Genomic DNA, 20,862 nt, shown 5'->3' with positions numbered 1-20,862 from the left:
CTCAAAGCAAAAGAGCCTAAATCTGCCTTAGCAACCGCGATAAGTCGTATAAGAAAATGGGCTCAATAACAACGGCAGATGATAATGTTGATCAGCTGAGCTCAGCCGAAAATCGATACAAATCCGTGGATACAAATAATGTCGGACTTGATCAAGTTCATGTTGCTCAAGTTCAAAGCGTAATTGATACTCGCCTAAAACATATTCCCTCAGTCTAAAATGTTGAATACGTCCCTGTTGATCTGTGCTTTTGCTATCAAGCCATTGATACTGACCGGCTTGGTGATAAAAAAGTTGTACCAGAACATTGGGCAATGGTTGCCCCAAGCTGGCATCTAATATATGTGTACTGATTGTGAACATTTATCGCACCACCTGTTTTAAGCGTATGAGCGTGATCTCGATCAATTGCTGTTTGATTTCTTGTTGTTCAGTGATGACATCATGCTTTAGTCGCCGTTGTAATTCGGCTAAAATTTCCGCAGCACTGCGCTGGCTGGCGCGTATCAAGAAAATATGACCAAATTTATTTTCATAAGCTTGATGAGCCAGCAAGATGACCTGTTGTAAAGCATTATGTTCCGAGATCGTCTGTGATGTATCAGCATGCAGCTGTGCGCTGAAACGAGCTTGTTCATATTGAGAAAACTGTAAGGCTTGCTCCGATAGTGGCTGCGCCGCAGTTTGCTCTCCTAGCCGTGGATGATGTGCCAATGCAGTCCATAGCTCCGGCCATTGCCATTGCTGCGCCAACATATAGGCCGCTTGATAGAGCTGCTCACAATCCTGATAAGGACGACCTGCCAGCAATTGTTTGCTCCAGGTCGTCAAGGGTACACAGCTCAATAATACTTGCGTGGCAAGATGTGCCTGTAATTGATTGAATTGTACTAAAGTCATTTTCGCTCCATGTGGCGGGTATAAAGTCTAAGCAACCCGAGACATTGAGATGAGCAAATTACATGCCATAGACTTTTATCTTTTATCTTTTATCTTTTATCTTTTATCTTTTATCTTTTATCTTTTATCTTTTATCTTTTATCTTTTATCTTTTATCTTTTATCTTTTATCTTTTATCTTTTATCTTTTATCTGCGTAATCAAAGCATGGTGCATTCAAAAGATCGACATAAAAAAGCGGACCTAAGCCCGCTGATTTACATTAGTTTTGAAACCTGAAGCCGAAATTGCTAGATCAGCTACAGCTTTGGATAATGCACATTAATTTTCTTTAATACCAGTTAAGTCCACAGAGGCAGTATCAATATTGACATCAATATAGCCAACTTGACCTTTTTTGGCATTGTCATTGCGACTTTGTTCCAAGGCATCGAGATATTCAGCATCGATATCCCCTGTCACATACACACCATCAAATACCGAACAGTCAAACTCAGTAATTAAAGGTACTTTGGTGGTGCGCACAGCATCTTTTAAATCTTCTAAATCTTGGAAGATCAAACGATCAGCCTCAATGATTTCACGGATTTCTTCAACATTACGTTGTGAAGCAATCAGTTCATCTTTGGCTGGCATATCGATCCCATAGACGTTTGGATATTTCACCATCGGTGCAGCTGACGCAAAGAATACATTTTTTGCACCAGCATCACGCGCCATTTGAATGATTTCATTACAGGTGGTACCCCGTACAATCGAGTCGTCAACCAATAAGACATTTTTGCCTTTGAACTCTAGCTCAACCGGGTTGAGTTTCTGACGTACTGATTTCTTCCGCTGCTGTTGACCCGGCATAATGAAGGTACGACCAATATAGCGGTTCTTCATAAAGCCTTCGCGGAATTTCACCCCTAAGACATTGGCCAATTCTAAAGCAGAAGTCCGACTGGTATCTGGAATCGGAATCACCACATCGATCTGATGTTCTTCACCCCATTCTTTGAGGATTTTATGTGCTAATTTTTCACCCATTTTTAAACGGGCTTTATATACAGAAATCCCATCAATAGTCGCATCTGGACGAGCAAAATACACATATTCAAAAATACAAGGGCGATAGCGCGATTCAGCAGCACATTGCTGTACAAATAGCTCGCCTTTCTCATTGATATAAATCGCTTCGCCTGGTGCCACATCACGCTCAACTTTAAAACCTAGCGCAGTAATGGCAACTGACTCGGATGCCAAGATATACTCTGTTGCACCACTTTCTGTTTGGCGTGAACCATAAATCAAGGGGCGAATACCATTCGGGTCACGAAAACCCACCATGCCATGACCATTAACCATCGCCACAACCGCATAAGCACCTTTACAACGCTCATGTACTCGGCTCACCGTGTGGAAAATATCTTGCGGAGAAGGTAATAAACTGCCACATTTATGCAACTCATGTGCAAAGACGTTGAGCAATACCTCCGAATCAGAATCGGTATTCATATGACGTAAGTCGGCACGAAATAAGTCATCATGAATCTCAGCAGCATTGGTTAAATTACCATTGTGCGCCAAGGTGATCCCATAAGGTGAGTTGACATAAAAAGGCTGCGCTTCGGCACTGCTCGATGAGCCAGCTGTAGGATAACGCACATGACCGATGCCGTAATTGCCTTGCAATGCACGCATATGGCGAGTATGGAAAACATCACGCACCATGCCGTTGTCTTTACGCAAGAACAAACGACCATTATGGTAAGTCACTATCCCAGCCGCATCTTGCCCACGGTGTTGTAACATCGTTAACGCATCAAATAACATTTGGTTCACTGGTGATTTACCGGCTATACCAACGACTCCACACATAGCTACCTCGCAGACCAGCTAGGATTAATAAAAAGGGTTTTGAGTTTGGTTTGAATTTTGCTCAGCATTATTTTTTTGCTGAACAGGACGATTCGTTTCAGGGGTTTTAAAGCTATTCGGTGCTTGCATCTCGGTATAAACCTGATGTGCAGCATTTTTGGATATCTCTGTTGCTAAGGGTGCAAAAGGCATTAGGCTTTGTACTAATTTGGATTGTCGCCAATGCGGTGAACTATCAACCCAGCTACCAACACCTTGCATGGTAATCAAAACAATCATCAAGCCTTTAAAACTGCCAAAGCCACCACCCACCAGACGATTGAGTGGTCCCAATTTTAAACTCTTAAACGCACTATTTAAAAAGGCGCCAAAAAGCCACGTCGCCACGACAATGAGCATGACAATAAAAGCGAAAGCTGCAATTTTTTGAATGACTGGATCTAGACTTAATCCAGACATCATTGGTGCCAACGCTGCAGCATATCTTGCAGCGAGCACCAATGCTACGACCCAGCCCACCAAATTTGCAAAGGCTTTAATAAATCCTTGGCGCAAACCGTTGAGCCCTCCTAGCATTACGATGCTGATAATAACAATATCAAGTGCATTCATACAGTTGTCATAGCATCTACGCAATCACGAACCAATTGAGGACCGGTATAAATCAAGCCGCTATACAGTTGTACCAACTGGGCACCTGCCTGTTGTTTGGCGAGCGCTTGTTCACCGGATAAAATACCGCCAACACCAATTAAGGGTACACGACCTTGTAACTGTTTTGCAAAAACTTCTAGGCATGCCGTACTTCTTTCAAATACAGGCGCACCCGATAAGCCACCAGTTTCATCACCATGTTTTAGGTTTTCCACACCGTCTCGCGCTAAAGTCGTATTGGTCACAATTAAGCCATCAATTTTAAATTGGATGAGCTGTGAGGCAATAAATTTTACATCAGACGCAGTTAAATCAGGTGCAACTTTTAAAACTAAGGGGACATAGTGCTGATATTGCTCAGCCAATTCTAACTGACGTTTTTTGAGTTGTTGTAGTAAATCAGTCAATGCAGCTCCACTTTGGAGGCTACGCAAATTTTTGGTATTGGGTGAAGAAATATTCACTGTCACATAAGAGGCGTAGTTATACACTTTCTCTAAGCAAATTAAATAATCTGTAGTCGCTTGTTCAACTGGGGTGTCGGCATTTTTACCGATATTAATCCCCAATATGCCTTTATAACGCGCAGCTTTAATATTTTTAATCAGCTGGTCAACCCCATGGTTATTAAATCCCATACGGTTAATAATGGCTTTGGCTTCAGGGATACGAAATAAACGAGGATGTGGATTACCAGCCTGCGGACGCGGTGTGACCGTACCAACTTCCAGAAAACCAAAACCCATGCTGGCTAAGGCATCTATATATTCACCATTTTTATCCAAACCCGCAGCCAAGCCAACAGGATTGGCAAACTCAATGCCCATACACAATACAGGCTTTGGTTGGATTTTTTGTCGCATGACACCCAACTTATAAGTGGATTTCAATAACAACAAGCTCACTTCATGTGCGCGCTCAGGCGCCATAGAAAATAATATCGGGCGAGCTAAAGAATACAACATATCTATAAAAGTCTGCAGCTTTTTAAGTAGCACATATTATAGGCTGGGAGCCGCTAAAACACCATGCTTGACAAAGCATTATTTTTGCTCTCAATACACTGTCGCTGTTAATTTAATCTGCATATCTTGTTTATTTAAGCTGAGCTGTTCAATCGTTAGACCATGCTGCGTCATTTGCATTAAAAAATTTGCCAATATCGCGTAATTTTCATGCGTGACTTCAATCATGATTTTATCGGCTTGTTGTTGTGATGCAACTGAAATACCCTGTTCGGTTGCAGCACGTTGTACCTTGTCAGCTGCAGACAAAGCGAGATCATCCGCGGTTCGCATACGGAGCACTTGGCTTTGCATTGACACAATTTGTTTTTTTAAATCGTCATAACGTTGTTGCTGCTGATCTGCCAACTGATGCATCTGCCAAATACTCCAGCCAATCACACTCAATAGCGCAAAAATGACGGTAAAGATCACCAACACTCGCTCACGGGGGTTTAAACGATCCAAAGCATCATTGATTTTTTCCAGCAACTGTTCACGACGTTGTTTGAGCTGATCGATGACTTTCATGATTTCACCCGCAACATACCCAACACTTGCCCATTGCTTTGACTCTGGATATTGCCCAACTCCACCTGAAAACCCTGTTGATTCATTTCCGTTACCAAGCTTTGTAAGATATCGGCATTATTGGCCGCTATAGCCAAGTCCAACACACGGTCACTATAACGCACTTGTTGTGCTAATAATTGATGTTGCATCAATACCGGTCCAACCCGACTTAATAATTGCAGCATATGCATATCGGCATTTTTGTTGGCTGTGACTTTTCGTTTAAATTGTTCTGCCAAATTGGCTTCTGTCAATTGTGCATCACGCCCAAACCAATCTTGATATTGCTGCAATGCCGTTGCTGCGGTTTGATCTGCCAGATTTTTATAACGGTACCAATGCATTGCATCCAAACTAAACTGTGCTATCAACAACGCTGTAAAAACAGCTGCGCACGCACGCCAATAGCCCGACTTAAAGCGATCTTGGCGATGCTGTTTAGGCAATACATTAAAGGCATGGCGCCGTAGTTTTACATCGACTGTAAACTGATAATCAAAAACCGCTACTGTACAGTGAGTGTCAGAGGATAAAGTTAAACGCTCTACTGCAATACCACTAGAATACATGGTCATCGCGGCTATGGCAGTCGATTGTGACGTTGCAGACTGCTCTGACAATGCCATACTGACCATCGACTCAGAAGACTGAGCGAAGTTGAACTGCTGTATAAATACATCAAGGTCATCAATTGATTGACCATGATGACTGCCATCACGATACAAATAACGCCCAGCGATATTGGCAATATAACACTGCCCAACATCTGGCGTCGGCAGGATCAGAAAGTCTGGCAACAATGCCACCAGTTTAATCGGCAATAGCGCCAAACTATGTTGCAAGCCCTCAACTTGATGACGCGCGATCCCAAGCAATGATAAACGATCTGGCTGTTGAAAATGACTAAAAACCGCCAGCTGATCAATCGGCTGAATAACGTATTCTTCTAAGAGATAACTCAGACCAGCACTGTCTAATTGTTTAAATTGTGCTTTGCTTAATTGTTGCTGTAATAACTGTACATGACGACTGGGAAAAAACACCATAGCTTCTTCCGATGGCTGTAAAGATGCCTGTGCGATTAATTCTTCAGGATGAGCAGCCGCCGTCCAAGCTTCACCGCGTGACCAATACCAAGCGCCATTTTGTTCGGGCATCCATATTGCTAACATCAATCGAAATCTACCATTTTATTTTTAATCTTTGCTCAGCTGATTCAGCTTTATCTTGTTCATCTTTATGCAGTAGTAAGCGATATTTATACGCTCGGAATAAAGCTCTGACGACAAGTCGATAAGCCAGTTGCAATCACACTTTGCTCATATACGCGAACTTCAGCCAAAGCAAAAGGATGGAAGTTTTCTGTGGTCAGTAACTCTTCCATATGTGCCACGACATTCATGTGGCAAAAAACCACTATATTTTCAAAGGGTAGCTGTGCCAACCACTCAACAGCAGCGCTGGCAGCATCATCTGGTTTAATGCGATCACAAACTAAAACAGGGACATCAGGAAAATAGGCTTGAGCATATGCCATGGTTTGTTGGGCACGCAACAACGGACTCACCACCAATACATCGGGCACACACCCTAAGTCACGAATATAATCTGCACTTTGCTGTGCTTGTTGTTGCCCGCGTTGTGTGAGTGGGCGTTTGCTGTCATTGGCATTGATGGCTGGCGCTGCTTCACCATGGCGTACTAAAGTCAATCGCATTGTTATTCCTTTAAGTTTTTCGAGATTATAGAGAGCGTTTATGACAATTTGATCTAATTTAATCTAAATTAAGTTTGATCTAAACTGTAGCGAAACATCATCCATAAATAAAGCTTTTCACTAGAAGCCCAGCAAATATTTTAGCTGGGCTACTTCTGGTCACTCACGATTTTCTAAACAGTTGCGGGTCATGACGTTGTAAAATCCTACCCACAAACATCATCTTGATCGCACTTAGCGCATACTAGACCGCTTGATGTGGCAACACGAACTCAACATCACTACGATGCCCAGTTTTCATCAACTCAACCGCCACATGCAGGGCTGGCATATGTTCATAAATGACTTCATATAACGCTTTGGTAATGGGCATATAGACATCGAGCTGTTGTGCACGGCTATGTACTTGCACAATGGTATTAATCCCCTCTGCTGTTTGTCCCAGTTCCGAGGTCGCTTGCGCTAAACTTTTACCACTCCCCAAGGCAAAGCCAACCTGATAATTACGACTCAATGGGCTATTACAAGTTGCGAATAAATCCCCCACTCCAGATAAACCTAAGAAAGTTAATGGGTTTGCACCCAGTTTTACCGCAAAACGACTCATTTCAGCCAATGCACGGGTTAGAATCATACTCTTGGTATTTTCACCAACCTGATATGCCGCAGCCATGCCCATTGCCACGGCATAGATATTTTTGAGTGCACCACCGAGTTCCACACCATAAACATCATCACTGCCAAAAACCCGAAATAACGCACTATGTAAAGCTTGTTGCACAGCATAACGTACCAATTCAGAGTCACTGGCAATCACCGTTCCCGCCGGCATACCTTGGACAATTTCTTTGGCCAAATTGGGACCAGACAATACCCCAAAAGGCACCTCAGGCAATTCCTCCTGAATGATATCACTCATAAAACTAAAGCTTTCTGCCTCGATTCCTTTGGTTAAAGAAATCACCGCTTGTGACGTGATATACGGTTTGATTTGACGTAATACATCTCGAAAAGAATGACTTGGAATGGCCACTAAAATAATATCGCGATCACGTACAGCCCGTTCGATATCCCACTCAGCAGATAAAGCTGCTTCCAACTGAAAATCTGGCAAATAGCGGGCATTCACATGGCTACGGTTAATTTCTTCGGCAACAGCTTGATCTCGAATCCAGATTTTGGTGTCACAACCATTACGTACCGCAGTATTGGCCATAGCAGTACCAAAGCTGCCCCCCCTAACACGGTGACACGTAATGCAGTCTTCTGATCTAACTGCACAGGTTGTACTAAATCTTTAAACAGATCTGTTGTCATGTTTGATTGTCCTAAAACCAACTGAGCTGCGATCACAGGGTCACCGCAAGCTCGTTTTATGCCTAAACTATTTATCTTTTGCCACAATAACACAAAGCACACGACTTTCAGCGCTTGCACCCCATGTCACAGCGAAGTTACCAATATTGCACGAAGGGAGATAAATCAATCTCTTCACGCGCAGCAATGGTTTTGGCTGCAGTGCCAATATAAATAAAACCAGAAATTAAATCTTGAGCTTGTAACGAAAAATGCTGCTTTAACCACGCCGACTCAACCACAGCACCGGTACGCCACATGGTTTGAAAACCTTGCGCTTGCAAAGACAATAAGAAATTTTCAATGGCCGCACCGCTACTTAAAATTTGCTCATAATGCGGTACTTTAGGATGCTGTTGTAAACGGGTAATCGCTATAACCATTAAGGGTGCACGAAAAGGATGTTTTTTTACCCGTTCAATTTGTGCTGGATCGATATCGCCGAGATCGGCCATCGCCTGTGACAGCACCTCGCCCAAAGCGGCGCGCTTTTCAGCAGCAATCACGATAAACCGTGTTGGCTTTAAACGATGATGATCAGGCGCCGCCAAGGCTGCCTGAAAAGCTAAAGTCAGTTGTTCCGCATTGGGCGCTGGCGCTACGAGTTGCCCAATGGATTGTCGCTGTTGAATATTGTCATGAATATTTTGCACATATGTCGTAGACATCACACACTCACGATCATGGATAAATGACCGATTAGCTTAGCATAATTTACAAAAAACACTCTAGCAATCAGCAGGATAAAATGCCACACCAACATAAAATGTAATAAAAATTTCGTGATTAATACAAAGCCACTATGATTCACACCTCATGTTATGATCAAATGCAGATTATCGAAAAACATTCAAGACTGTATGATGAAAAAAAACTTAGCCATCGTTGGTACATTTTGTGCTATTACCCTACTTGCTGCATGTAATACTGCACCCAAAAATAGCTTAGCCATTCAAAATGCTAACAATGAATACGAAGTAACAGGTTTAGGTAAATCTCAAGTGATTGCGAAAAATAATGCCATTGCGGCAGCCAATAAAACCTGTGGTCAACGCGCTACCCCCATTCTTATTCATGAAAAATCCGAATTTAATGGCGCACTCAAAGGTGTCGTCGATGACAAAACTGGACAAGTCATTAATGCCGCCGCTGGTGTTATTGGATCGGTCTTAGGCACAGGCAATAGCCTTGAAAAAGATACCGATTATCAGCATAGCTTAACCTTTAAATGCCAAAGCTAAATACCGAAGTGCTCAACCAAAGTGCTAAAAGCCCATTGCTGTTAGCTCATCCAAGTTATTCTTAGCTCACCCAAACAGCCGCAAGATTATTTTTCGCGGCTGTTTTTTTAACATCTTAATGATTTCACTTGTTCGTATTTTAACGTGTTGATTTTGGCGTGTAGCGCTTATGACTGCGCGGCTAACCACGCACTGAGTTTATGCTCATCCACGACAGACAATTCGACGCGTGGCAGAGCCGTTTGTGTCATATCTACCTCAAACTGCATCAACTCATCTCGACGAAAAGCATGCACAGTCACACGTCCACCTTGTTCGGCATAGGCTTCAATTTTTTTCACCGTTGCTTTATAGCCATCAATCGCGATAATCACATCATGCGCAGCCAAACCAGCGTGTGCAGCACTGCCCTCACGGCGCGCTTGCTGCACCAAAACACCTGCGGTTTGCTCGCTAAGTTTTAGTCCTAAAGCTAATGACTTATCTGTTTTTTCTAGATATTCCACACCAAATTCAGGTAATAACTCTGTCAAAGGCAATGCATCGGTACTGTCAATTAAAAAGCCTAAACGCTCACGCCAATCTTGCCCTGTTAACTGTTGGCATAACTCAAACATGGTGTTGTCATTGACTTGTATCCCCTGCTGCGCACGCTGGTAGAGTCGTTGTAATAACGCATCCAAACTGGAACCATGGATTCTTAATCCCAAATCCAGACAAAGTGCAATCAAGGCGCCTTTATTATAATAACTGGTCCCTGCTTGGTTAGAGTTTTCATCTTGACGATAAAATTTAATCCAAGTATCAAAACTTGACTCCATCACCGTTTGTACTTTTCGCCCGGGGTTTTGTAAATAACGATCAATTTGCGCAGTCAATAATTTAAAATAAGCATCGCGTGAAATCACCCCACTACGATACAACATCAAGTCATCATAATATGAGGTAATCCCCTCAAACACCCAAAGTAAATGCGTATAACTTTCTTGATGCAGATTATAATTTACAAAGTTTTCTGGGCGTATAAACTTCACCAACCAAGCATGAAAATACTCATGGCTGCATAAGCCTAAAAAGCGTTGATAAGACTCCGAAGGTTGGTCTGCTTCATGCTGCTTGGGTAAATCGTCACGCGGGGTAATCAGGCTGGTACTATTGGGATGCTCTAAGCCGCCATAACTATTGGCTGTTGCCATGGTCATAAAAATATAGTTTTGAAAAGGTGCACCAGCAAATAAATCAATTTGTGCCGCACAAATTTTTTCTAAATCTTGTTGTAAGCGTTCAGCATTCATGGCGTGACGACCCGACACCACAAAGCGATGCGGAATATCTGCGACGCTAAAATCAAATCCAGTCTGTTCAGCGAGTTCAAATGGGCTATCAATCAGCTGCATATAATCTTGTGCACGCAGGGTATAACGCCCTTTGACCAGACTACGTTGACTTAAACCGGTGGCCAATTGAAAATGTTGCAATGCTTGCGGTACAAAGAGATCAACCTCTATCGGTTTTTGTTCTTGATCTTGTAGTGCTAAGCACACACAGGCGGGATTGACATATAAACGATTGGCATCGACATAAGCACCACGCACCGACAAATCATAGGCATATACATCATACTCGACCGTAATCAGTTCATGATCGGTGTTATATAAGCGCCATTTATTTTTTTCAAATTTATCGATTTTAAGTATACGCCCTGCTTCATCAAAGGCTTGCACCGATTCAATGTGCTTGGCAAACTCACGAATTAAATAACTACCTGGGATCCAAGTGGGTAACCACAGCACTTGCGTTGGATTGGCTAAAAACCGCATGGTGACATGGATAAGATGTTGATGATAATCGTCAAATTCAATCTGATAATGCAACATAATTTAGATTCGTCATACTTAAAATAGAAAAGGCTAGGCGCAGGATACAGGCTTGGCACATAGACCAATCTGTACAAGCATTGCTTAGGTTAGCACTTTTTTTGTTATTGTGTCCTGTATAAACGCAAATCTGAATGTGAAGCACTAGCACTGCTATCGAAAAAAGCATAGCATTCGCAATGCTTTTATCTGAATCCCATCAAGTACGGTTTAAGGAAATCCCCTTGAGATCAATCACCACGTTCTTCGCATTTATCAGTTTATTTTGGGCTAGCTGCCTACATGCTAGCTTACTTCATATTGCCCCCAGCAGCGTAGAAGCTGAGGCTTGGACTATTTTAGATAGTCAATCCGGACAAATTATTGCGTCGCATAATAGTGAGCAACAACGCGCTCCGGCATCTCTGACTAAAATGATGGTGGCTTATATTAGTCTGAAAGAAATTCAGGCTGGTCGGTTGAAGAAAGAGGAGATTATTCGCGCGACACCAGTGGTCAATATGGTGCAGCCTGATGAATCACAAATGTATTTAAAAGTGGGTGAGCAGATTTCTGTCGATCAGTTACTTGCTGGTCTCATCGTGATGTCAGCCAATGATGCTGCGGTGACTTTGGCGGAACGTATTTCAGGGAATGTGCCTGCTTTTGTACAACGTATGAATCAAGAAGCGCAAGCCTTGGGCATGCACAATACCCATTTTACCAACCCTGCTGGAATTACCATGCCCGCACATTATTCCAGTGCGCATGATATGGCATTGCTGGGGCAAAAACTCACCCAGCAAACACCAGACTATCTAAGCTACTCCATTCAACCAGATTTTCGCTATAAAGAACATTTTCATCACGCCACCAATCTTGCATTGAAAACAGATCCTAGTGTTGACGGGCTCAAAACAGGATATACCCAAGCTGCTGGCTATAATCTCGCACTGACAGCACATCGTCCAAGCGGACTGCCGAACCAACCAGATCGACGTATTATTGTGGTGGTGATGGGCACAAAAAGTGCAGTCAAACGCAGTCAAATTGCAGAACAACTGCTGAATCTGGCTTATGTCTATAGTCGTAATGAAATCGCCATTCAAGAAAAGCAGCAACTCGCTGAACTGCCCGTAATTCGTTCAACTTTAAAAATCTTTAAAATTCAATCTCCACAACCGCATATCGTCACAACCTCACTGTATAACCACAGCAACCCGATCCTACTGACTCAGTTTGATCCAACACGTCAGCTCTTGGTTATACAAGATCAACAGCATCAACCACAAATCATCGCACCTGCACAAAATACCCAAACTCATTTTGATGTAGAACTAACTCAAAAATCCTTAACAGCACCTCTTGCTGGTCCAATGGAGCTCGCCAAAGTCCATGTCTACCAAAATCAACAACTCCTACAAACTTTTAATATTCAAGACAATGTCATCTTAGAGCAGGCACATTGGTGGCAACGTCTCTGGATGTGGTTGATTGGCCTTTTTGCCTAAATTTTCCGTAAGTAGTGTTCGCATCTAGCAATACATTTAAAAATCACAACTTAATTAAAAAAACCTATCAAAAATACACAAAACCAAGCACTACGCTTGGTTTTTTTGTATTTCTGTAACAAAAGATAATAAACCTTTGAATTTAGATGAAAACTAGCTTATTTAATTAGTCGAATATCATAAAAATGAAGCATGATTATGTCTCAACAACATCGTATCGTCATTGTCGGTGGTGGTGCTGGCGGCCTAGAGCTCGCCACCCAGCTTGGTAATCGTTTGGCCAACAACCCTCAGATTGAAATTAGCTTAGTTGACAAAAAGTTAACCCATATCTGGAAACCGTTATTGCATGAGATTGCAGCGGGTACGCTGAATATTAATGCAGAAGAAACCAATTATTATGCCCATGCAGCCAAACATCATTATCAGTTTATTTGGGCTAAGCTCGAACAAATCGATGCGGCAAGAAAATGCATCATCCTTAAAACACAGTCCTCATCTAAGTCTGAACAAGGTGATCAGCAATTTGAACTGCACTATGACACCCTCATTCTAGCAGTCGGCTCTATTTCCAATGATTTTGGTACACCAGGGGTCAAACAGTACTGTCATTATCTCGATAGTTTGCAACAGGCACAAACTTTCCAACAAGACCTACTGCATCTTTATCTCGATGCACAACATCATAATATCGATCGTGAATTACATATTGGTATTATTGGCGCGGGCGCAACAGGTGTCGAGCTCGCAGCAGAATTGGTACAAGCCAAAAAGAACTTTTATCAGTACGGTCTCAACAAAATCAAACCCAACCAAGTCAAGATTAGTTTGATTGAAGGCGCACCCAGAATTTTACCCGCCCTCTCAGAAAAGATGTCCAAACATTGCCACAAACATTTAGAACGTATGGGGGTACAAGTCCTGACCAATAAACGGGTTGCAAAAATAGATGCTGAACGCATCTATTTTAGTGATGACACCAGTATTATTGCTGAATTAAAGGTTTGGGCAGCGGGTATTAAGGCACCGCCGGTTATTGCCAACCTAGAAGGTTTTGCCAAAGATAGAATGGGACGCCTAGAAGTCTTTGCCACTTTGCAAACCAAATCAGATCCTAATATCTTTGCTTTTGGTGATTGCGCACATTGTATTCCCGATGCCTCACAACCACCGCTTGCACCACGGGCACAAGTTGCCAGCCAACAAGCCAGCTTTTTGGTCGATGCGATGCTGGCACGGATTAAAGGTGCGCCACAACCCATGTTCCAATTTAATGACCGCGGTTCCTTGGTCTCCTTAACCCGGAGTACCGCATTTGGGGAAGTCTTAGGGCAAGTCAATGTACAAGGTTTTATTGCCAAATCGATGTATGTCTCTTTATATCGGCTACATCAAGCAACAATCTATGGGTATACCCATGCCGGTTTACTCGCCACCAAGGATTTTATGACGCGTAAGATCGCACCAAAAATAAAATTGCATTAAACTAGAAACATGCTACCGCAGATACACCTGCCTTGAAATGATCGCACGCAATACATGAAGCGCTTTGCATCATCTCAAGCGCAGCCTGTATCCTGCCGCTATTTTTAAAAGCCTTTGCAGTCTAGTGCGCATCGGAATGCGCGCTCGACGCTACTTTTGAACTTTAGATTTCGCAGATTTACGCACTTATGCAACTGATCTGTGAAAATTTTCAGCAGAAAAACAGCTAAATTGCTTTTTTTTGCTAATTTTAGTCTACAAACACTACATTTCAATTTATGATGTAGTCTTAAAATATCAAATGGATCAATACAATGACTGATGCAATTGCAAATAATCACGTGGTATCTTTCCACTACACTTTGACAAATGCCGAAGGTGAAGTACTTGATAAATCTCAAGGCGAGCCACTACCCTATTTGCATGGTGCAGGCAACATCATTCCTGGTTTAGAAAAAGCTTTGGAAGGTAAAAAAGTTGGCGACAAATTTGTGGTAAACGTACCTGCAGCTGAAGGTTACGGTGAATACAATCCTGATCTCGTACAAGAAGTGCCAAAGAACATGTTCCAAGGCGTAGACAACATCGAAGCAGGTATGCAATTCCAAGCACAAACTGATGACGGTGTTCAAATCGTTACCGTTAAAGCGGTTGAAGGCGAAACCATCTTAGTTGATGCCAACTTCCCGCTTGCTGGTCAAGACTTAACTTTTGATGTCGAAATCGTCGACATCCGTGAAGCTTCTGCTGAAGAACTAGAGCACGGTCATGTACACGGTGCTGGTGGTCACCACCATTAATAAACCCATAGCCATATGACTGCACATTGAGCCGTTCATACGCTAAAAAGCGAGCAATTTGCTCGCTTTTTTATGTGTGCGCTTTTGATGTGCTCACTTTTTAATGGTTGCACATCTCAATCAGGTGGTGTTAGCGCTGAATCAATGCCTGTTGTCGCTGTAGAATAGCCTGACTCATTAACTGATACAGTGCTTGCAGATCGGGGCGTTCAGCTTGCTCGAGCAAAGCCCGATGCAAAGCCAAAATTGCTAGATCTCCCCGCGCCGCTGGACCAGTTTGTACCCATTCAGGCGACTGTTCAGTTGCTTTCTGTGCCGTTGCTAAAATTAAGGGCGACAAGAGCGAGCGATCAACCTGTTGCACCGCCAACAATTGCGCCGCGGCATCATAGCAGTAATTGGCAAAATTACTGGCAAAAACTGCGGCTAAATGCAGCGTCAAACGTTGCTCAGTGTCATAACAATAGATCCGTTGACTCAGTTCTGCCGCCAACTGCTGTAGGCATTGCAATGCTATCGGATGATTCGCTTCTAACAACAAGGGAACCTGCGACCAGTCAACTGTCGCTCCCAAGCTAAAACTCTGTAATGGATAAAAAACACCATATCGCTGAAAACGCTGTAAGACAGATAAGGGTGTACTGCCAGAGCAATGTACCACCACACAATGTTCAGACAGTACAGGTAGCGCCGCCACCACTTGCTCAATCGCCGCATCGGCAACTGCAATCATCAACACATCACAATCTGGATCTAGATGGTCTAAATGATCTAAAGCTTCAGCAGCGCAGGTCTTGGCCAATTGTTCAGCATGTGCCAAACGACGACTATAAATCTGCAGCAGTTGATGCTGACCTTGCTGTAAGGCATGGACGAAATGACTTGCCACACGTCCTGCACCAACGAAACTAATACGCATCTTGCCACTCCTTGCTGACAATGACCGCGACTCAACACAAGAGTGCATCCAAAGCTGCAAGCATGTTGGTATGAACATGCTTGCTAAACCATCATAAAGAACCTATTGCACTTGATTGGCAATGCCGTCTAAGGCTAGAGACTTGGAATAAAGCTACGGCGGACTTTTCCAGTCAAGTTTTGATTCAACAATGGGGTATTTTTACCATGTGACAACATACTGTCCTGATCTAGACGCCATTGCAATTTAGGATCGACCAATACCCAACCGGCTTGTTGTTGCCATTGTTCAAAGATCTGCGCCACACGTGCTGGTGCCACCGTAACTTTTTCTACCCACTGCAAGGGTTCAAACAAACCTTCATTGACCAACTGAATACCCAAAGCCACATAACTGTCAAAGGCACTAATACCAGATTCGGTTTCAGCAAAGGGCGCCAATTTTGCCGAGGCATTGAGTGGTTCATGATGGGTACAAATCGCATCAATCACACCCGCTTTCAGTGCTGCACGGAGTTGCTGTTTGTCTTGCTCAGCACGTAAAGGCGGACGCACATGTGCTAAGGCATTAAAACCATCAATTTCTGTATCTGTTAAATGCAATTGATGCATTGCCACATCACAACTTACCGCAAGCCCTTTGGCTTTGGCAGCGGCAATCAAAGCAATTGATGCGCCAGATGATAACAGACCGAAATGGGCACGGACACCTGTGGCTTCAATCATCAGTAAATATTTGGCAATGGCAACGGTTTCTGCCAAAGCTGGAATCATGGCTAAACCTTGACGAGATGCAGTAAAGCCTTCATGTACACAGCCATCTTTGGCAATTTCAGGTTCTTCCGCGTAGAACACCACAGTTAAATCCAACCCAGCCGCATATTCTAAGGTACGCAAGACCACATCATCATCAGCAAAGGGTGCATAGGCATTCGACACTGAAGCACAACCACCTTTTTTTAACGCCGCCATATTGGCCGGTTGTTTGCCCAGTAAACCTTGCGTCTGTGCACCAATAATTTTTAGATAAATTCCACCGTCCAATTGCGCTTTTTCCACCAAGCCATGAATCAGTGCGCCATTGTCTTGGACAATCGGCTTAGAATCTGGGGGCGTAAACACATGCAAAATGCCATTGGCACGCGCAGCATGACCTTCTGATTTTAAAGTCCCATGCTGCTGCTGACCTGGTTCACGTAGACGTGCACAAAGATCGACCATGGTTGGCATTAACCAATGCCCTGTTGCATCAATCACTTCCGATACCGGAGCACTTGCTGCATTGACCAAACGACCATTTTCAATATAAACCGTCGTGACTTGATCACGTTGATGTACTGGATCTAAAACACGAACGTTTTCAATTTGAATGACTGACATTTTTCGATCCTTTACTGCGCTATTGCTTCAATTAAACCTTGTTCTTCTAATTGCCCTTGCATAGCCAATGCCAAAACGGCCATACGCACGGCAATCCCGTTGGTCACTTGATTTAAAATCACGGAACGGGGACCATCGGCAATACTAGACTCAATCTCAACACCTCGATTCATTGGACCAGGATGCATGACGATACAATCATCTTTGGCCAATGCCAGACGCTGCGGATTGAGACCATACATTTTATAAAACTCAGATTGAGACGCCAATGCCGGCGAATTAATCCGTTCATTTTGAATACGTAAGGTAATGATCACATCACAATCTGCGATGCCTTGTTCCATCTGATTAAATAAGCGCACACCCGGACCAAAAGCTTCAAAACCATAAGGCAACAAGGTGTTCGGAGCAATTACCCGAATGTCACGACACCCCAATGTCTGTAAAGCAGCAACATCTGAACGTGCCACACGGGAGTGCTTGATATCGCCTATAATTGCCACACTGAGTTCAGAAAAATCTTTTTGGGTTTCACGACGAATGGTTAGCATATCTAACATCGCCTGTGTCGGATGGGCATGACGACCATCCCCAGCATTGATAATGGCAACCTGAGGACATACCGTTTGTGCAATAAAATGTGCCGCACCCGATGAAGAGTGACGTACCACAAATAGGTCAGCCGCCATGGCTTCTAAATTCCATAAAGTGTCTCTTAAAGTCTCACCTTTGGACGTACTGGAACGTGCAATATCTATATTGAGCACATTGGCCGATAAGCGCTTTGCCGCAGCTTCGAATGTGGTGCGTGTTCGTGTGGAGTTTTCAAAGAAAAGATTCATCACGGTACGCCCTTCCAATAATGGCGTGGTGATCAATTGATTATTAGCATTAAAAAAGCTTTGCGCTGTATCGAGAATTTTACTGAGTGTGGCTTTGGAAAGCCCTTCTATCGTGAGAAAATGTTTGAGGTGACCGTGTCGATTGAGTTGAATCTGGCTCGGTGTATGCAATGCCGCCAAGTGCATGAGAGATTCCTTGTCTGCTAAGTTGCGTTATTATAGCCAAAAGCACAGTAATAGGCTTAGGCTTTTTTAGAGTTTTTTCACCTTACTCAGGGCAAAAGCGATTATCTTCAGCAACTTGTTCTAGCCATTGCCAGTCCGATCTCGATCTGGCAACGAGATGATCGCAGGGATTGTGTGCGAAAAGTTCAGTCGCATTCACTTTTGCGATTAAAAATACGTTAAAATGCGCAATTGCTGAATCGCCTTGGACATATGAATGAACTCGAATCTCCGCTTATCAACCTATTGGGTGAGTTGTGCCGACGGGCTCGAACGATTATTAGAACAAGAATTACAAGATTTGGGTATTCACCCGAGTGAATGTTTAGCGGGTCGTATCGTTTTTAAAGGCACTTTAGAACAAGCATATCGCGTCTGCATGTGGTCACGCTTAGCCTCACGGGTACTCCTCCCGATTCACTTTTTTGATATTGAACACAGCCATGATGCACGTGATGTGGCAGAAGAATTATACCAAGGTGCGCTCAGTTTCGATTGGTCTCTGATTTTTTCACCGCAAAGTACCTTTGCGATTCGGCTACATTTAGAACGCGATATTAAGGTCAACAGTCAATTTGCCACCTTAAGGGTCAAAGATGGCGTGGTCGATTCCTTTATGGATGCTGTTGGACGCCGTCCTAGCATTGACACCAAACAACCAGAAATCACCTTATCGGTGGTGGCTGGTAAGCATCAACACAGCTTTTGCCTAGATTTATCAGGTGATTCTTTACATAAACGTGGCTATCGCCGCTACATGACCGATGCCCCGATCAAAGAAAATCTTGCTGCGGCAATCTTAGAAAAAGCTCAACTCAAACAACTACATCCCGATATTATTCTCGATCCAATGTGTGGTTCGGGAACTTTTATTATCGAAGCACTGATGATTTTGACAGATCGTGCGCCCGGCTTAGTCCGTCGCTTTGGTTTTAATGGTTGGCAAGGTCATGACCAGGAATTATGGATGTCGATCAAAGCCGAAGCCGCTGAGCGCCATCAACACGCCCTGCAGCAAGATTTACCACAGTTTTATGCCTTTGATGCTGATTGGGATGCAGTAAAAGCCACACGACAAAATATCATTGCCGCAGGTTTTGAATCATTACTAGATCACATCAAGCTCGAAGAGCGTACGCTTGCCGATTGGCCCGATTTTAAACTGGGACAACAACGTGCGTTTATTGTCACCAATCCACCTTATGGTGAACGTCTTGGTGAGAAATCATCTAACCGCGCTTTGTACCTTGGTTTATCCAATCAATTACAACAACACTTTGCACAACAACATACAGCGATTATTGCTGCTCATATTGAACAAGCGGATGTACTGGCTTTAAACGATCCACAAACCTTACGTTTAATGAATGGTCGTCTACCGATTTACGTCCGTTTGGGGCAAATTAAAGCCGCCCCTGTGACTGCCCCCTTCCTAAGCACATGGGAACCCGCAACATTTGAAGCCATCGACGGCGCAGTCGACTTCACCAATCGCTTGCAAAAAAATATGCAAACCTTGAAAAAATGGGCCAGTAAAGAACAAGTCTATTGCCTACGTTTGTATGATGCCGATCTACCAGACTTTAATATTGCGGTTGATTTATATGGCGATCGTTTACACGTGCAAGAATATGCGCCACCGAAAAGTATTGATCCAGAAAAAGCCAAAAAACGCTTTAACTTAGCCTTGGCGGGCATCCGTGCTGTAACCGGTTTAACACGCGATAAAATTTTTATTAAAACCCGTGCACGGCAAGAAGGTAAAAACCAATATCTCAAACAAAGTACTGCATCAAAACGGATTATTGTGCAAGAAGGTCGCGCCAAAATTTTGGTAAACCTTACCGACTATCTCGATACCGGTCTTTTCTTGGACCATCGTCAAATGCGCCTACGTATTGCCCAAGAAGCACAAGGCAAGCATGTGCTCAACCTTTATAGTTATACCTCAACAGCAAGCCTACATGCTGCGCTTGGCGGTGCTGCCAGTACCACCAGCGTTGACTTGTCCAATACCTATCTCAATTGGTCTAAAGAAAACTTTGTTCTCAATGGTCTCACCGTTGATCACCCAGACCAACAGCATCAATTCTTTGCCAGTGATTGTTTTGAATGGCTCAAAGAAGGTCATGAACAATATGATCTGATTTTTATCGATCCACCCACCTTCTCTAACTCGAAAAAGTTTTATGGTACTTTTGATGTACAACGCGACCATGTCTCCTTGCTGAAACGTGCAATGAATCGCTTGTCCAGCCATGGCACCTTGTACTTCTCCAACAACTATCGCGGTTTTGAGATGGATGAAGAAATCGAAGCATTATTTGATACCCAAGAGATTAGTGACTATACCATTGGTCCTGATTTCAAACGCAATCGTAAAATCCACCGTGCTTGGAAAATTACCCACCCTCAAGCGCATTAACATTATTTTATTTTTGCGATTTTATTTTCACGCATTCATTTGTGTAGGTTCGATCTAGACCACTATTCGACCTAGACCACTATTCGACCTAGACTAAGTGGTAGTGGTGTACA

The 20,862-nt window shown here is 43.3% G+C and carries 18 protein-coding genes and 1 pseudogene; 5 read left to right on the top strand and 14 right to left on the bottom strand.

Annotated features, from left to right (window positions below; all coding sequences use genetic code 11):
• Positions 1–27: 27 nt before the first annotated feature.
• The 10 genes and pseudogenes from uraH to BFG52_RS06710 all read right to left on the bottom strand — a co-directional run bounded on the left by uraH (position 28) and on the right by BFG52_RS06710 (position 8,734).
• Positions 28–363 carry a hydroxyisourate hydrolase gene (gene uraH, locus BFG52_RS06755; protein WP_067553849.1) on the bottom strand — a complete coding sequence of 112 codons (336 nt, stop codon included), beginning with the start codon at positions 361–363 and terminating at the stop codon, positions 28–30.
• On the bottom strand, positions 364–900 hold the full coding sequence (locus tag BFG52_RS06750) for a 2-oxo-4-hydroxy-4-carboxy-5-ureidoimidazoline decarboxylase (RefSeq protein ID WP_067553847.1): 537 nt from the start codon (positions 898–900) through the stop codon (positions 364–366). It abuts the gene before it with no gap.
• 320 nt (positions 901–1,220) lie between these two features.
• Positions 1,221–2,762 (bottom strand): amidophosphoribosyltransferase, encoded by a 1,542-nt coding sequence (gene purF, locus BFG52_RS06745; protein ID WP_067553845.1) that lies wholly within the window; start codon positions 2,760–2,762, stop codon positions 1,221–1,223.
• Between the two features lie 24 nt (positions 2,763–2,786).
• Positions 2,787–3,374: a CvpA family protein gene (locus BFG52_RS06740; RefSeq protein ID WP_067553843.1), complete on the bottom strand. Its 588-nt coding sequence runs from the start codon at positions 3,372–3,374 to the stop codon at positions 2,787–2,789.
• A complete protein-coding gene (locus tag BFG52_RS06735) occupies positions 3,371–4,381 on the bottom strand; it encodes a quinone-dependent dihydroorotate dehydrogenase (protein ID WP_067553841.1) in 1,011 nt (336 codons plus the stop codon). The genes BFG52_RS06740 and BFG52_RS06735 overlap by 4 nt, the downstream gene beginning before the upstream one ends.
• A gap of 90 nt (positions 4,382–4,471) precedes the next feature.
• Positions 4,472–4,951, bottom strand: coding sequence for a type II secretion system protein GspM (gene gspM / locus BFG52_RS06730; protein WP_067553839.1), 480 nt, complete (start codon positions 4,949–4,951; stop codon positions 4,472–4,474).
• Positions 4,948–6,150 (bottom strand): type II secretion system protein GspL, encoded by a 1,203-nt coding sequence (gene gspL / locus BFG52_RS06725; protein ID WP_169817563.1) that lies wholly within the window; start codon positions 6,148–6,150, stop codon positions 4,948–4,950. Before gspL ends, gspM begins: the two co-directional genes overlap by 4 nt.
• Before the next feature lie 101 nt (positions 6,151–6,251).
• Complete coding sequence (locus BFG52_RS06720) at positions 6,252–6,710, bottom strand: phosphoglycerate mutase family protein (RefSeq protein ID WP_067553835.1); 459 nt, start codon at positions 6,708–6,710, stop codon at positions 6,252–6,254.
• Between the two features lie 244 nt (positions 6,711–6,954).
• A pseudogene (locus BFG52_RS06715) lies at positions 6,955–8,027 on the bottom strand (NAD(P)H-dependent glycerol-3-phosphate dehydrogenase).
• 137 nt (positions 8,028–8,164) lie between these two features.
• Positions 8,165–8,734 (bottom strand): nitroreductase family protein, encoded by a 570-nt coding sequence (locus BFG52_RS06710; protein WP_067553830.1) that lies wholly within the window; start codon positions 8,732–8,734, stop codon positions 8,165–8,167.
• A gap of 195 nt (positions 8,735–8,929) precedes the next feature.
• Between BFG52_RS06710 and BFG52_RS06705 the strand changes: the two genes are divergently transcribed.
• Complete coding sequence (locus BFG52_RS06705; protein ID WP_067553828.1) at positions 8,930–9,307, top strand: hypothetical protein; 378 nt, start codon at positions 8,930–8,932, stop codon at positions 9,305–9,307.
• Positions 9,308–9,474: 167 nt separating this feature from the next.
• On the opposite strand, the gene BFG52_RS06700 is transcribed toward BFG52_RS06705, so the two are convergent.
• Entirely contained in the window at positions 9,475–11,184 is a 1,710-nt protein-coding gene (locus tag BFG52_RS06700) for a M61 family metallopeptidase (protein ID WP_067553827.1), read from the bottom strand.
• Positions 11,185–11,408: 224 nt separating this feature from the next.
• On the opposite strand from BFG52_RS06700, the gene BFG52_RS06695 reads away from it, so the two are divergent.
• The 3 genes from BFG52_RS06695 to slyD all read left to right on the top strand — a co-directional run bounded on the left by BFG52_RS06695 (position 11,409) and on the right by slyD (position 14,959).
• Positions 11,409–12,674 (top strand): D-alanyl-D-alanine carboxypeptidase family protein, encoded by a 1,266-nt coding sequence (locus BFG52_RS06695; protein ID WP_067553825.1) that lies wholly within the window; start codon positions 11,409–11,411, stop codon positions 12,672–12,674.
• A gap of 198 nt (positions 12,675–12,872) precedes the next feature.
• On the top strand, positions 12,873–14,159 hold the full coding sequence (locus BFG52_RS06690) for an NAD(P)/FAD-dependent oxidoreductase (RefSeq protein WP_067553823.1): 1,287 nt from the start codon (positions 12,873–12,875) through the stop codon (positions 14,157–14,159).
• 314 nt (positions 14,160–14,473) lie between these two features.
• Positions 14,474–14,959: a peptidylprolyl isomerase gene (gene slyD, locus BFG52_RS06685; RefSeq protein WP_067553822.1), complete on the top strand. Its 486-nt coding sequence runs from the start codon at positions 14,474–14,476 to the stop codon at positions 14,957–14,959.
• 130 nt (positions 14,960–15,089) lie between these two features.
• Here slyD and BFG52_RS06680 read toward each other — a convergent pair whose 3' ends face one another.
• The 3 genes from BFG52_RS06680 to BFG52_RS06670 all read right to left on the bottom strand — a co-directional run bounded on the left by BFG52_RS06680 (position 15,090) and on the right by BFG52_RS06670 (position 18,285).
• Positions 15,090–15,878 carry a Rossmann-like and DUF2520 domain-containing protein gene (locus BFG52_RS06680; protein WP_067553820.1) on the bottom strand — a complete coding sequence of 263 codons (789 nt, stop codon included), beginning with the start codon at positions 15,876–15,878 and terminating at the stop codon, positions 15,090–15,092.
• Positions 15,879–16,012: 134 nt separating this feature from the next.
• Entirely contained in the window at positions 16,013–17,257 is a 1,245-nt protein-coding gene (locus tag BFG52_RS06675) for a dihydroorotase (RefSeq protein ID WP_067553819.1), read from the bottom strand.
• Positions 17,258–17,268: 11 nt separating this feature from the next.
• Positions 17,269–18,285 (bottom strand): aspartate carbamoyltransferase catalytic subunit, encoded by a 1,017-nt coding sequence (locus BFG52_RS06670; protein ID WP_067553818.1) that lies wholly within the window; start codon positions 18,283–18,285, stop codon positions 17,269–17,271.
• Positions 18,286–18,541: 256 nt separating this feature from the next.
• Here BFG52_RS06670 and rlmKL point away from each other — a divergent pair, with 256 nt between their 5' ends.
• Positions 18,542–20,749 carry a bifunctional 23S rRNA (guanine(2069)-N(7))-methyltransferase RlmK/23S rRNA (guanine(2445)-N(2))-methyltransferase RlmL gene (gene rlmKL, locus BFG52_RS06665; protein WP_067553816.1) on the top strand — a complete coding sequence of 736 codons (2,208 nt, stop codon included), beginning with the start codon at positions 18,542–18,544 and terminating at the stop codon, positions 20,747–20,749.
• Positions 20,750–20,862: the final 113 nt, after the last annotated feature.

Origin of the sequence: Acinetobacter larvae, assembly GCF_001704115.1 — a bacterium.
GTDB classification, from domain to species: Bacteria; Pseudomonadota; Gammaproteobacteria; order Pseudomonadales; family Moraxellaceae; genus Acinetobacter; species Acinetobacter larvae.
Note: the sequence above shows the minus strand (reverse complement) of the source record. Positions and strands in the feature narration are given on the sequence as shown.

Coding starts and splice junctions, on each gene's coding strand:
- uraH (WP_067553849.1), bottom strand. CDS start 363: ATGTTCACAATCAGTACACATATATTAGATGCCAGCTTGGGGCAACCA.
- BFG52_RS06750 (WP_067553847.1), bottom strand. CDS start 900: ATGACTTTAGTACAATTCAATCAATTACAGGCACATCTTGCCACGCAA.
- purF (WP_067553845.1), bottom strand. CDS start 2,762: ATGTGTGGAGTCGTTGGTATAGCCGGTAAATCACCAGTGAACCAAATG.
- BFG52_RS06740 (WP_067553843.1), bottom strand. CDS start 3,374: ATGAATGCACTTGATATTGTTATTATCAGCATCGTAATGCTAGGAGGG.
- BFG52_RS06735 (WP_067553841.1), bottom strand. CDS start 4,381: ATGTTGTATTCTTTAGCTCGCCCGATATTATTTTCTATGGCGCCTGAG.
- gspM (WP_067553839.1), bottom strand. CDS start 4,951: ATGAAAGTCATCGATCAGCTCAAACAACGTCGTGAACAGTTGCTGGAA.
- gspL (WP_169817563.1), bottom strand. CDS start 6,150: ATGCCCGAACAAAATGGCGCTTGGTATTGGTCACGCGGTGAAGCTTGG.
- BFG52_RS06720 (WP_067553835.1), bottom strand. CDS start 6,710: ATGCGATTGACTTTAGTACGCCATGGTGAAGCAGCGCCAGCCATCAAT.
- BFG52_RS06710 (WP_067553830.1), bottom strand. CDS start 8,734: ATGTCTACGACATATGTGCAAAATATTCATGACAATATTCAACAGCGA.
- BFG52_RS06705 (WP_067553828.1), top strand. CDS start 8,930: ATGAAAAAAAACTTAGCCATCGTTGGTACATTTTGTGCTATTACCCTA.
- BFG52_RS06700 (WP_067553827.1), bottom strand. CDS start 11,184: ATGTTGCATTATCAGATTGAATTTGACGATTATCATCAACATCTTATC.
- BFG52_RS06690 (WP_067553823.1), top strand. CDS start 12,873: ATGTCTCAACAACATCGTATCGTCATTGTCGGTGGTGGTGCTGGCGGC.
- slyD (WP_067553822.1), top strand. CDS start 14,474: ATGACTGATGCAATTGCAAATAATCACGTGGTATCTTTCCACTACACT.
- BFG52_RS06680 (WP_067553820.1), bottom strand. CDS start 15,878: ATGCGTATTAGTTTCGTTGGTGCAGGACGTGTGGCAAGTCATTTCGTC.
- BFG52_RS06675 (WP_067553819.1), bottom strand. CDS start 17,257: ATGTCAGTCATTCAAATTGAAAACGTTCGTGTTTTAGATCCAGTACAT.
- BFG52_RS06670 (WP_067553818.1), bottom strand. CDS start 18,285: ATGCACTTGGCGGCATTGCATACACCGAGCCAGATTCAACTCAATCGA.
- rlmKL (WP_067553816.1), top strand. CDS start 18,542: ATGAACTCGAATCTCCGCTTATCAACCTATTGGGTGAGTTGTGCCGAC.